The organism is Oceanicola sp. D3, assembly GCF_006351965.1.
Taxonomy (GTDB): Bacteria; Pseudomonadota; Alphaproteobacteria; order Rhodobacterales; family Rhodobacteraceae; genus Vannielia.
In genome coordinates this window covers 3,820,363-3,831,743 of record NZ_CP040932.1, presented here as the reverse complement: position 1 = coordinate 3,831,743, position 11,381 = coordinate 3,820,363, and the positions used below count along the sequence as shown (strand labels likewise).

13 protein-coding genes are annotated in these 11,381 nt (G+C 64.8%); 9 read left to right on the top strand and 4 right to left on the bottom strand.

Annotated features, from left to right (window positions below; genetic code table 11):
- Window positions 1-31: 31 nt before the first annotated feature.
- From FHY55_RS19240 to FHY55_RS19225, 4 genes are read right to left on the bottom strand one after another with little or no spacing between them, the layout of a single operon-like run.
- Window positions 32-268 (bottom strand): Lrp/AsnC ligand binding domain-containing protein, encoded by a 237-nt coding sequence (locus FHY55_RS19240; protein ID WP_140015729.1) that lies wholly within the window; start codon window positions 266-268, stop codon window positions 32-34.
- 34 nt (window positions 269-302) lie between these two features.
- Complete coding sequence (locus FHY55_RS19235; RefSeq protein ID WP_140015728.1) at window positions 303-1,061, bottom strand: LamB/YcsF family protein; 759 nt, start codon at window positions 1,059-1,061, stop codon at window positions 303-305.
- Window positions 1,058-2,074 (bottom strand): biotin-dependent carboxyltransferase family protein, encoded by a 1,017-nt coding sequence (locus FHY55_RS19230; protein WP_140015727.1) that lies wholly within the window; start codon window positions 2,072-2,074, stop codon window positions 1,058-1,060. The genes FHY55_RS19235 and FHY55_RS19230 overlap by 4 nt, the downstream gene beginning before the upstream one ends.
- Entirely contained in the window at window positions 2,071-2,787 is a 717-nt protein-coding gene (locus FHY55_RS19225) for an allophanate hydrolase subunit 1 (RefSeq protein ID WP_140015726.1), read from the bottom strand. The genes FHY55_RS19230 and FHY55_RS19225 overlap by 4 nt, the downstream gene beginning before the upstream one ends.
- Window positions 2,788-2,942: 155 nt before the next feature.
- On the opposite strand from FHY55_RS19225, the gene FHY55_RS19220 reads away from it, so the two are divergent.
- The 9 genes from FHY55_RS19220 (at window position 2,943) to FHY55_RS19185 (ending at window position 11,380) form a co-directional block, all read left to right on the top strand.
- Window positions 2,943-4,481: a benzoate-CoA ligase family protein gene (locus FHY55_RS19220; RefSeq protein WP_140015725.1), complete on the top strand. Its 1,539-nt coding sequence runs from the start codon at window positions 2,943-2,945 to the stop codon at window positions 4,479-4,481.
- Window positions 4,478-5,287, top strand: a complete 810-nt coding sequence (locus FHY55_RS19215; protein ID WP_140015724.1) for an alpha/beta fold hydrolase — start codon at window positions 4,478-4,480, stop codon at window positions 5,285-5,287. Before FHY55_RS19220 ends, FHY55_RS19215 begins: the two co-directional genes overlap by 4 nt.
- The gene (locus tag FHY55_RS19210; RefSeq protein WP_168223064.1) at window positions 5,284-5,709 is read left to right on the top strand and encodes a DUF309 domain-containing protein; all 426 of its coding nucleotides are present in this window, start codon (window positions 5,284-5,286) and stop codon (window positions 5,707-5,709) included. The genes FHY55_RS19215 and FHY55_RS19210 overlap by 4 nt, the downstream gene beginning before the upstream one ends.
- A 117-nt stretch (window positions 5,710-5,826) precedes the next feature.
- Window positions 5,827-7,485: a 2,3-epoxybenzoyl-CoA dihydrolase gene (boxC, locus tag FHY55_RS19205; protein ID WP_140015722.1), complete on the top strand. Its 1,659-nt coding sequence runs from the start codon at window positions 5,827-5,829 to the stop codon at window positions 7,483-7,485.
- A 49-nt stretch (window positions 7,486-7,534) separates the two neighbouring features.
- Window positions 7,535-8,986: a benzoyl-CoA 2,3-epoxidase subunit BoxB gene (gene boxB / locus FHY55_RS19200; protein ID WP_140015721.1), complete on the top strand. Its 1,452-nt coding sequence runs from the start codon at window positions 7,535-7,537 to the stop codon at window positions 8,984-8,986.
- Between the two features lie 59 nt (window positions 8,987-9,045).
- A complete protein-coding gene (locus FHY55_RS20610) occupies window positions 9,046-9,198 on the top strand; it encodes a hypothetical protein (protein WP_168223063.1) in 153 nt (50 codons plus the stop codon).
- A complete protein-coding gene (boxA, locus tag FHY55_RS19195; protein WP_140015720.1) occupies window positions 9,195-10,382 on the top strand; it encodes a benzoyl-CoA 2,3-epoxidase subunit BoxA in 1,188 nt (395 codons plus the stop codon). The genes FHY55_RS20610 and boxA overlap by 4 nt, the downstream gene beginning before the upstream one ends.
- Window positions 10,382-10,801: a thioesterase family protein gene (locus FHY55_RS19190; RefSeq protein WP_140015719.1), complete on the top strand. Its 420-nt coding sequence runs from the start codon at window positions 10,382-10,384 to the stop codon at window positions 10,799-10,801. Before boxA ends, FHY55_RS19190 begins: the two co-directional genes overlap by 1 nt.
- Window positions 10,802-10,942: 141 nt before the next feature.
- Entirely contained in the window at window positions 10,943-11,380 is a 438-nt protein-coding gene (locus FHY55_RS19185; protein WP_168223062.1) for a DcrB-related protein, read from the top strand.
- Window position 11,381: the final 1 nt, after the last annotated feature.

The following is an 11,381-nucleotide window of genomic DNA, read 5'->3' as shown; positions in this document are numbered from 1 at the left end:
ATGTGCCCCGACAAAATCGCGGGTTAACGCCTCAGAACGCCTTGAAGGTTAATGTGGTGAGCGTCCGCTCAACGCCTTCAACGCTGGAGACCGTATCGTTGATGAACTGGCCGATATCTGCGCCCTCGGGCGGGTAGAGCTTCATCAGCAAGTCCCACTCCCCGGAGGTGGAATAGAGCTCCGAGTGAATCTCCTGCAAAATCAGCTCCTTGGCCACCGAGTAGGTGGTGCCGGGGGTGCAGCGGATCTGGACGAAAATGGCGCTCATCTGGGGTCTCCTTGCTGGTCAGGCTAGCGCGAAATTACAGCGGCGCAAGCACCCATCCGGCGCCTTCCAGCTTCGCCCGCACGGACCGGGCAATTGCCAAGGCTTCCGGGCCGTCACCGTGCAGGCAAATCGTGTCGATCCGCGCCGGTATCTCCTTGCCGTGGATGGAAAATATCGCGCCGCTTTCGATCATGTGAAGCACCCGCGCAGCGGCCTCTTCGGCATCGTGGATCATCGCGCCGGGCTTTGAGCGGTCCACCAGCGTAGCATCGTCCTCATAGCCACGGTCGGCGAAAATCTCGCAGGCATACCGGGCCTTTAGGGCTTCCGCTGCCCGTTGCTGCGCGGTCTGTGCGATGACCATCAGCACCAGATCAGGGTTAACCGCCAGCGCCGCCTCGTAGCAAACCCTTGCCATCGCTTCATTTTCCGCCGCCATATTGGCCAGCGCCCCATGCAGCTTGAGGTGCCGCACCTTGCCCCCGGCCTTGCCCGCCATCGCCATAGCCGCGCCGAGTTGATAGGCGACAAGGTTTCCAAGCTCCTGATCCGAAAGCGAAACTCTACGCCGCCCAAAGCCCTGCAAGTCGGCAAACCCCGGATGCGCGCCAATGCCAACGCCATTTTTCACCGCTGCCGCCATCGTCGCGGCCATCACATCCGGGTCGCCTGCATGAAAGCCGCAGGCCACATTGGCGGATGTAACCACCTGTAATATCTCCGAATCCTGCCCCATCACCCAGGGGCCAAAGCTCTCGCCCATATCGGCGTTCAGGTCGATTTTCCGGCTCATTCGTCCTCCAGTTCATCGCCCTTGGTGGCACCGTCCACCAGTTGATAGCCCAGCAGGTCGGGGATGTCGTGCGGGTCGCGCACCCGGGGCGCAACCGACTGTTTCAGCCGCGCCAGAACCGCCGCCTCGTTCTCCCATGCCGCATCGGCTTCCTCCAGCGTAACGGGTTGAAACTGCAGCGCTTCCCCGGCTTGTGCCTGCGCCAACCGGGGCAGGTCGGCGGCAATCACCGTGCCGATCCTCGGGTAGCCGCCCACGGTCTGGCTTTCGGCCAGCAGCACATAGGGGCGACCGTCGCCGGTCATCTGAATGTCGCCACTTGCGATGAAATCCGAGGCCAAACCCTTGGTTTCGCTCTCAAACGGCTCTCCTTCAAAGTCCAGCCTCACGCCCTGCCGGTTGGCCTGCGGCGCGCGGTGAAACCCGGTGGCGAAGAACCGCGCCCGGACCTCCTGCGCAAACAACTCCGTCTGCGGCCCCGGCATCACCCTGAGCGTCCCGCCGCCCAGCCTGCTTTCCGGCTCCAGCACTTGCGCCGCAGCGTCTGGGTCGTCATCGCGCCCCACGGCCAGCTCATCTCCCGCTGCCAGCAATTTCCCAACACCTGCAAGCAGATGCGCCGCGCGCGAGCCGAGCCATTCATCGCCAAACACCCCGCCCGCAAAGGCCAGGTAGCCGTAGTTGCCGGCCTCCGCGCCGCCCACGCGCAGCACCTCGCCCGGCGCGAGCAGCGCGGTTTCGCAATGCCCAAGCGGGCGGCCCTCCACCTCGGCTTTCATCCTTGCGCCCGTCAGGCACAGGCGCACCGGCGCATCCACCGTGAAGCGCCCGCCTGCGCCCGCCATTTCCAGCGCCGCCAAGGGCTGCGCCTGCCCAAGCAGCGCCGCCGCCTCCAGCAGCGCCAGCCGGTCCGCCGCGCCGCCCCGGGCGAGGCCCCGCGCCACCCATCCGGGGCGGCCCATGTCTTGCACCGTCACGCCGGGGGCCACGTCGATCACGCGCAGGGTTGTCATGCCATATCCTCGGCCACGGCCCCGCCAAGCGGTTGATCTTGCAGCGCATCCAGCTCATCGGCGCTCACCGGGTCAAACCGCACCGCATCACCCGCGCGCAGCACGAACGGCTCCGCTGCGCCGCGCCGGAAGGGCCGGAAGGCGCAGCGCCCAATCATGCGCCAGCCGGTCACGCTTTCGCTGGGAAACAGCACAAGCTGCCGCACCGCCACCACCAGCGCCCCGGCGGGCACCTTGGGCGTCAGCTCGGTTTGGCGGGGGATGTTCCAATGCTCGGGCAGGTAGCCAAGATAGGGCATCCCGGGCGAAAACCCGATAGCGCGGACACGAAGTTCAGCCGCTGTTAACTCTTTGATGGCATCTTCCACCGAGAGTCCGGCCATCTCTGCCGCTTCCGTCAGTTGCGCACCGTCCAGCGCCACCGGCACGCGCCAGAGCCGTCTGGGCGCCGGGTCTGCCAGTGCCTGCCAGTCGTGGGTGTTCAGCAGGGCTTCTACCGCGCTCACCACCTCGGGTCGCGTCACCCGGGCCGGGTCGAAGCGTAGCAGCACCGAGGCGAGGGCAGGGGCTACCTCTTCGGCCAAGCCCTCCGCCTCTGCGGCAAAGCGGGCCACTGCCGCGCTGGCCTCTGGGCTTACCGCGCGGGCAAAGCGCACCAGCACGCCATCCTGCCCCAGTGGCAAAACCTCCGGTTTGATCACCCCATCCATCATCGCCCCACTCTCTCCCGCGCACAGCTCGGCAGCAATATGCAGAAAAATGCACATTTTTCGCGCGCCGCTTGATCGCTCCGGTGATGTATGCATTATAACGCACATACAGGGAGGAGACGCGATTCTGCGGAGTCGCGTCAGGGAGGACGACGCCAATGAACAGCAACGCAGCCCTTTATTTCGTTGATCGCCACATCACAGAAGGCCGGGCCGACAAGCCTGCTTTCCGCGAGGCAGACGGGGCAAAACGCAGCCTGACCTACGGCCAACTGGCTGATGAAACGTCAAAATTCGCCGGGGCGCTGCTGCGCCACGGGGTGCGCCGCGAAGAGCGCGTGGCGATGATCGTGCGCGACCAGATCGAGTTTCCGGTGGTGTTCTGGGGCGCGATCAAGGCCGGGGCGGTGCCGGTGCCGCTGAACACGCTGCTGGCCGCGCCGGTCTATGAGACGATCCTGCAAGACAGCCGCGCCTCCATCCTCGTTGTCTCCGAAGCGATGTGGAAAACCGTCGCCCCCGCCGTGCAGGGCAACCCCTTCCTCCGCGCCATTCTGGTCATCGGCGATGCCCCGGAAGGCACGGAGTCCTATAGTAAATTCTGCGAGGGCGCGGAGCCGGTGCAAGCTGCCCACGCCCATGATGACGAGCTGGCCTTCTGGCTCTATTCCTCCGGCTCCACCGGCACGCCGAAGGGGGTGCGCCACGTTCATGCTTCGCTGAAGGCCACCGCCGATACCTTCGGCAAGGAGGTGCTCGGCATCCGCGAGGATGATGTGGTGTTTTCCGCCGCCAAGATGTTTTTCGCCTACGGTCTCGGCAACGCCATCTCCTTCCCGATGGCCGTCGGCGCCACCTCCATCATCTACTCCGGCCGCCCCACGCCCGATGCCTGCCTCGCCATCATGGCCGAGGAGAAGCCCACGCTGTTTTGCGGTGTGCCTACCCTCTTCGCCGCGCTCGTCGCCGCGCAGGAAAAAGCCGGCACATCGCCCAGCCACGCCATCCGCCTTTGCACCTCCGCCGGCGAGGCTCTGCCGCGCGAAATAGGCGAACGGTGGGAGGCGCTCTGGGGGGCTGAGATCGTCGATGGTGTGGGCTCCACCGAGATGCTGCACATCTTTCTGTCCAACCGCCCCGGCGCATGCGTCTATGGCACCTCCGGGCTGGCTGTGCCGGGCTATGAGGTGCGGCTGGTGAATGAGCATGACGAACCGGTAAGTGACGGAGAAGTCGGCGAACTTCTGGTTCGTGGTCCCTCCGCCGCCGAGGGATACTGGTGCCGCCGCCTCAAGAGCCAAGACACGTTTCAGGGCCATTGGACGCGCACCGGCGACAAGTACGAGCGCACCGCTGAGGGCCGCTACGTCTACTGCGGGCGCACGGATGACATGTTCAAGGTCTCCGGCATTTGGGTCAGCCCCTTCGAAGTGGAGCAGGCGCTGGTGGAGCATCCGGCGGTGCTGGAGGCTGCCGTCGTTGCCCGCGCCGATGAGAAGGGGCTCGACAAGCCCGCCGCCTACATCGTCCTGAAGGACGGGGCCGACCCCTCCATTGCCGGGGATCTCAAGGAACTGGTGAAGGAGAAGATCGGCATGTGGAAATACCCCCGCTGGATCGAGGTGGTCGACGAGTTGCCCAAAACCGCCACCGGCAAAATCCAGCGTTTCAAGCTGCGTGAAGGAGAACCGGCATGATCGACTTTCCCGGGAACGGCCGCGTTGAGGCGGCAGGCAAATCGCTCGAATGGCAGAGCTGGGCGGGTGATGCGTCCGCCCCGGTCATCGTGATGATTCACGAGGGGCTCGGCTGCCTCGCCCTCTGGCGCGATATTCCGGAGCGGCTGGCACAGGCCACCGGATTGCGCGTGTTCGCCTATTCGCGCGCTGGCTACGGCCAGTCAGACCCCGCCGATCTGCCCCGCCCGCTTGATTACATGACACGCGAGGCGATGGACTCGCTGCCAGAGGTGCTCGCCGCAATCGGTGCCGATCATTACATCCTCATGGGCCACTCCGATGGCGCCACCATCGCCGCCGAACACGCAGGCCGCCATGCCGATCACCGCATTCGCGGCCTTGTCCTCATGGCCCCCCATTTCTTCACCGAACCCGCCGGGCTGGCCGCCATCGCCGCCGCCCGCGAGAGTTTCGAGGCAGATCTCAAGCCGCGGATGGCCAAGTATCACGCCGACCCGGAGGCCACCTTCCGCGGCTGGAACGACGCCTGGCTCGCGCCCGGCTTCAAGGATTGGCACGTGGGCGAGGTGGTCGATTACCTCCGAGTGCCCAGCCTCGTGATTCAGGGCGCCGACGACCAATATGGCACGCTGGCGCAGGTCGAAGAGGTCGAAACCCGCAGCTATGCGCCGGTTGATGTGGCCATCCTTCCCGATTGCCGCCACAGCCCCCATCTGGATCAACCCGAGGCCGTGCTCGATGCCGTGGCCGAGTTCACCGCCCGCCTCGTGCGGATCGAGCGCGAAGAGGTGGTGCCCGCGTGAGCGCCACGCCCGAATACGCCTATGTCCCCGGCCAGACCGCGCGCCACCCCGAGGGCGCGTTCGACGGGTTGCGCGCAACCGCCGAGCCCAAGCCGCTGGCCTCCGAGGCGCTCACCACCGGCCTCGACTGGATAGACGCGGGCTATTTCTGGGAGGCCCATGAGGTGCTGGAGCCTGTCTGGCTGGCACTGCCCGATGGCGCCGCGCGCACCGGCATTCAGGCGCTGATCCAGCTTGCCAACGCCGGGCTCAAGGCCCGCATGGAGCGCCCCGCCGCCGCCCTGCGCCTGTGCGACATCGCCGCCCGGCTGATCGACGAAGCCGCCCCCTTCACCGCGCCTTCCCGCCCTGCCGGGTGGTTCACCCTGCGACTTGAGGCGATTCGCGAGCGCGCGCTGGAGATGCAAAATAGTGCAGTATAATGCATAATTGGCGCTGATATTGCGCCGATATGCCCGAAGATGTGAATTATTATGCCAATTTCCCGTTTACTCCGGCCCTGCAAGCCGGTAGAACGCGGTAACAGGAGGAAACGCGCCATGAGTGACAAGCTGATAGATTTCCGTACCGACCCGTCAAAGTATCGCCACTGGAAAGTGGAGTACGAAGGCGAGGTGGCCCGCGTTTCCATGGACGTCGATGAAAACGGCGGGTTGTTCGACGGCTACCAGCTCAAACTGAACAGCTACGATCTGGGTGTTGATATCGAGCTGTCCGACGTGGTGCAGCGCATGCGCTTCGAGCACCCCGAGGTGAAGGTCGTCATTATGCAGTCGGGCAAAGAGAAGGTCTTCTGCGCCGGGGCCAATATCCGCATGCTCGGCGGCGCGAGTCACGCCCACAAGGTCAACTTCTGCAAGTTCACCAACGAGACCCGCAACACCTTCGAGGCCGCCGAGGCGGACTCCGGCCAAAAGTGGATCGCCGCCGTCAAAGGCGCCTGCGCCGGGGGCGGCTACGAGCTGGCGCTGGCCTGCAACCACATCATGCTGACGGATGACTCCAGCTCCTCCGTCGCGCTCCCCGAGGTGCCGCTGCTCGCCGTGCTCCCCGGCACCGGCGGCCTCACCCGCGTGACCGACAAGCGCAAGGTCCGCCGTGACCTCGCCGATGTGTTCTGCGCAATGGAGGAGGGCGTGCGCGGCAAGCGGGCAAAAGACTGGCGGCTGGTGGATGAAGTGGTGCCGAACTCCAAGTTCGATGACACCGTCACCGCCCGCGCCGCCGAATTCGCCTCGCAAATGCCCAGCCGCGCCGAAAAGGGCATCAGCCTCGGCCCGATCGAGCGCAGCATCACCGACACCGCCGTGACCTACACCCATGTCGAGGTGGAGCTTGATCGCGCCGCACGCTCGGCCACGATCACCATCAAGGGCCCCGAAGGCGCCGCCCCGAGCGGCCCCGAAGACCTCGTGGCGCAGGGTGATCAGAGCTACCTTCTCAAGCTCGCCCGCGAGCTGGATGACGCCATCCTGCACCTGCGCCTCAACGAGATGGAGCAGGGCACATGGACTTTCCGCACCCAGGGCGATGCCGAGGCGCTGCTGGCCCATGAGGCCGTGCTGCTGGCCAACAAGGATCACTGGCTGGCGTCCGAAACCCTCGCCTTCTGGAAGCGCATCCTGAAGCGGATCGACGTGACCTCGCGCAGCCTCGTCGCGCTGGTCGAGCACGGCTCCTGCTTTGCCGGTGTGCTGGCCGAGATCCTATGGGCTGCCGACCGCACCTACATGATGGAAGACGAGTTCGAGGGCGATAATCGCCCCACCGCCGCCATCACCCTGTCAGAGTCCAACTTCGGGCAATACCCGATGGGCAACGATCTGACCCGCCTGCAAACGCGCTTCCTCGGCACCCCCGAGCAGGTAGACACGCTGCGCGAGCACATCGGCGAGGCCATCGAAGCCGAAGAGGCCGAAGAACTGGGCCTCGTCACCTACATCCTTGATGACATCGACTGGGAAGACGAGATCCGCATCTTCATGGAAGAGCGCGCCAGCTTCTCGCCCGATGCGATGACCGGGATGGAAGCCAACCTGCGCTTCGCTGGCCCCGAAACGATGGAAACCCGCATCTTTGGCCGCCTCACCGCTTGGCAAAACTGGATCTTCCAGCGGCCCAACGCGGTGGGTGAGGAGGGGGCCCTGCAACGCTACGGCACCGGCATCCGCGGCGACTACAACATGCAACGCGTCTGAAATTTTCCGTAGGGTGGGCAATTTGCCCACCACCCCGAGGAGGAACCCAATGCTCGATCTCATCAACGTAAGCTACGACACGCAAATCCCCAACAACGTGGGCCTCAGCGAAGACAAGCGCGTGCTGAAGGCGCTGGAAAAATGGCACCCCGGCTACATCAACTGGTGGAACGACCTGATCCCCCAGAACTTTCAGGAAAGCCTCGTTTACCTGCGCACCGCCGTCTCCGTGGACCCGAAGGGCTGGGCCAAGTTCGACTACGTGAAGATGCCCGAGTACCGCTGGGGCGTGCTTCTGGCCCCGCAGGGCGACGGCCGTACCATCCCTTGCGGCGAGCATGCAGGCCAGCCCGCGTGGCAGGAAGTGCCGGGCGAGTACCGCAACATGCTCAAGCGCCTGATCGTGATCCAGGGCGATACCGAGCCGGGCTCGGTTGAGCAGCAGCGCTTTCTCGGCCTCACTGCCCCCTCGCTCTACGACCTGCGCAACCTGTTTCAGGTCAACGTCGAAGAGGGCCGCCACCTTTGGGCCATGGTCTACCTGCTGTTCAAATACTTCGGCAAGGACGGCCGGGAAGAGGCCGATGACCTGCTCCGCCGCTCGTCGGGCTCCGAAGAGGCCCCCCGGATGCTCGGTGCCTTCAACGAAGAAACGCCCGACTGGCTCTCTTTCTTCATGTTCACCTATTTCACCGACCGCGACGGCAAGATGCAGCTGGAGTCGCTGGCCCAATCCGGCTTCGACCCGCTCAGCCGCACCTGCCGCTTCATGCTCACCGAAGAGGCGCACCACATGTTCGTGGGCGAAACCGGCGTGGGCCGAGTGGTGCAGGCCACCTGCGAGGCGATGAAGAAGGCCGGCATCACCGACCCCTACGACATCAACAAGATCCGCGATCTCGGCGTGATCGACCTGCCGACGATCCAGAAAAAGCTGAACCTGCACTACACGCTCAGCCTCGACCTCTTCGGTCAGGAAGTCTCCACCAACGCCGCCAACGCCTTCAACGCGGGCATCAAGGGCCGTTACATGGAGCACCGCATCGACGATGACCACCAGCTGCGTGGCGACACCTACAAGGTCTGGAACCTCGTGGACGGCAAGGTGGTGCAGGAGGAAGTGCCCGCGCTGACGGCGATCAACATGCGCCTTCGCGACGACTACGTGCGCGACGCCTCGGGCGGTGTGGGCCGCTGGAACAAGGCCATCGAGAAAATGGGCATCGAGTTCGAGCTGAAGCTGCCGCACGAAAGCTTCCACCGCCAGATCGGCGTGTTCTCGGCCGCCAAGTTCGACCCGCAGGGCAATCCGCTGTCCGAGGAGGAATACGCTGCCAAGAAAGACGAGTGGCTGCCCACCAAGGCCGATGGCGACTTTATCCAGTCGCTGATGAAGCCCTGCTACGAACCCGGCAAATACGCCAGCTGGATCGCCGCGCCCAAGGTCGGCATCGACAACAAGCCCGGCGACTTCGAATACGTGAAGCTGCACATGGCCTAAGGCCACCCCGGGCGGCGCTTCGGTGCCGCCCGACCCACTGCAACAGGGAGGAAACCGCCATGATGACCCAAACCCAGGCCCTCGCCCGCCCGCGTGCGCTGACCACCGGCAAATGCCTCGGCTGCACCGGCTGCAAGGGCGCTTGCCGCGAAGTGCTGGATCTGTTGGCGGTGCCCGAGATGGTGCTGAAGCCGAAGGGCAGGGCGGCATGAACAAGCCTCTCAAGCAACACCTGATCGACCCCGAAATCTGCATCCGCTGCTACACCTGCGAGATGACCTGCCCGGTCGAGGCGATCACCCATGACGACATGAACGTCGTGGTCGATGCCGAGAAGTGCAACTTCTGCATGGATTGCATTCCCGTCTGCCCCACCGGCTCCATCGACGAGTGGCGGGTGGTTGAGCAGCCCTACTCGCTCGAAGAGCAATTCGAGTGGACGGAACTGCCCGAGCAGGAAGAAATCGAAACCGGTGGCGGCGACAGCACCGAGGCGCTCGACGAGGCGATGGCCGCGCTGCTGGCCGAGGCCCACGCCGGGGCAGGGGGCAAATCGGTTGCGCCCGCCTCCGCCTCCAAGCCCTCGATCAACCTCCACACCATCGGCAAGCCGGTCACGGCCAAGGTGCAGGGCAACTACCGCCTCACCGCCGAGGGCGCGGATTCTGATGTGCGCCACATCATCTTGGATATGCAGGGCGCGCCCTTTCCGGTGCTCGAAGGCCAATCCATCGGGATCATCCCGCCGGGCACCGATGCCGAGGGCAAGCCCCACCTGCCGCGCCTCTACTCGGTCAGCTCCCCGCGCGATGGCGAGCGCCCCGGCTATGCCAATGTTTCACTCACCGTGAAGCGCGAGGCCCACGGCGTTGGCTCCAACTACGTTTGCGATCTGGAGCAGGGCGCAGAGGTGCAGGTCACCGGCCCCTTCGGCGCCACCTTCCTCATGCCCGACGACCCTTCAGCCCGGCTGCTGATGATCTGCACCGGCACCGGCTCCGCCCCCTTCCGCGCCTTCACCATGCGCCGTCAGCGGATGTCGGCAGGCGCGGCGGGCGACATGGTGTTGTTCTTCGGCGCCCGCACCCCCGACAGCCTGCCCTACTTCGGCCCGCTCAAGAAGGTGCCCGACAGCCTGCTGAAGAAGCACTTCGCCTTCTCGCGCCAGCCCGAGGCGCAAAAGGAATATGTGCAGGACAAGATGCGCCAGCACGAGGACGAGGTGGCCGAGCTTCTGGCCGACCCGAAAACCCATATCTATGTCTGCGGGTTGCGCGGCATGGAGGCGGGGGTGGACGAGGCGCTTTCCAATATCGCCGAAAGCATCGGCTTGCCGTGGCAGAGCACCCGCGACGCCATGCGCGCCGAAGGGCGCTATCACGTCGAAACCTACTGATGGCCCCCTACACTCACCAGATCCAGGTTGGCTGGGGCGATTGTGACCCGGCCCGCATCGCTTACACCGCCCGGCTGCCGTGGTTTGCGCTGGAGGCCATCAACGGCTGGTGGGCCGATGCGCTGGGCGAGCAGGCGGGCTGGTATCATATGGAACTCGACCGCGGCACCGGCACCCCCTTCGTGTCGATGTCCATGGATTTCCGCGCGCCGGTCACGCCGCGCCATGTGCTGGAGTGCGCCTGCTGGCCCACGCGGCTGGGCACCACCTCCATCAGTTTTCGGGTCGAGGGGCGGCAGGACGAGACGCTTTGCTTCGAGGGCGAGTTCACCTGCGTCTTCGTCGATAGCCCCACCTTCACCAAGGCACCTCCGCCCGACGACATTCGCGCTCTGGTTGAGGCGCGCATCCCGGGCTAAAGTGGGCGCGCCCGGCTGACGCTACGGAAATGCTGCACCTGCGCAACTCTCCGCCCATCGCGGTTGACATGACGCCACCCTTGCGGACTCATGGCGCCATTAGAGTCACCTACCCTGCTGATTTTCGGGCGATTAATTTCCATGAGTTCCATCCAGCTACCGGATTTCTCTGTCGACGTGCCCGATGGTTGGGTCGATCGTTCTGTGCTCGTCTGGTCCGCCCACGGCACGCCTTCTGCGGTGCCACCCAACGTGGCCATCGCGCGTGACGAGATGCGCCCGGACGAGAGCTTTCTGGACTACTGCAACCGCCAGATGATGAGCCTCAGCTCCGCGCTTGATGGCTTTCGCCTTATCAAACAGGACGAAACCAACCTCTCCGGGCGCTTCGCCATGGAGCTTGTCTTTACCTGGAAAACCGCCGCGGGGCGGATGAAGCAGCGGCAAATTTTTCTGCCGCTCGACGCCCCCCGGATCGCCTCATTTGCCGGCACCGCCTCTGAGGCGGACTTTGACCATGCCGACGAAACCCATTTTCAACCGATGTATGCCTCGCTCGCAATTACCGCGCGCCAGTAAG

Coding starts and splice junctions, on each gene's coding strand:
- FHY55_RS19240 (WP_140015729.1), bottom strand. CDS start 268: ATGAGCGCCATTTTCGTCCAGATCCGCTGCACCCCCGGCACCACCTAC.
- FHY55_RS19235 (WP_140015728.1), bottom strand. CDS start 1,061: ATGAGCCGGAAAATCGACCTGAACGCCGATATGGGCGAGAGCTTTGGC.
- FHY55_RS19230 (WP_140015727.1), bottom strand. CDS start 2,074: ATGACAACCCTGCGCGTGATCGACGTGGCCCCCGGCGTGACGGTGCAA.
- FHY55_RS19225 (WP_140015726.1), bottom strand. CDS start 2,787: ATGATGGATGGGGTGATCAAACCGGAGGTTTTGCCACTGGGGCAGGAT.
- FHY55_RS19220 (WP_140015725.1), top strand. CDS start 2,943: ATGAACAGCAACGCAGCCCTTTATTTCGTTGATCGCCACATCACAGAA.
- FHY55_RS19215 (WP_140015724.1), top strand. CDS start 4,478: ATGATCGACTTTCCCGGGAACGGCCGCGTTGAGGCGGCAGGCAAATCG.
- boxC (WP_140015722.1), top strand. CDS start 5,827: ATGAGTGACAAGCTGATAGATTTCCGTACCGACCCGTCAAAGTATCGC.
- boxB (WP_140015721.1), top strand. CDS start 7,535: ATGCTCGATCTCATCAACGTAAGCTACGACACGCAAATCCCCAACAAC.
- FHY55_RS20610 (WP_168223063.1), top strand. CDS start 9,046: ATGATGACCCAAACCCAGGCCCTCGCCCGCCCGCGTGCGCTGACCACC.
- boxA (WP_140015720.1), top strand. CDS start 9,195: ATGAACAAGCCTCTCAAGCAACACCTGATCGACCCCGAAATCTGCATC.
- FHY55_RS19190 (WP_140015719.1), top strand. CDS start 10,382: ATGGCCCCCTACACTCACCAGATCCAGGTTGGCTGGGGCGATTGTGAC.
- FHY55_RS19185 (WP_168223062.1), top strand. CDS start 10,943: ATGAGTTCCATCCAGCTACCGGATTTCTCTGTCGACGTGCCCGATGGT.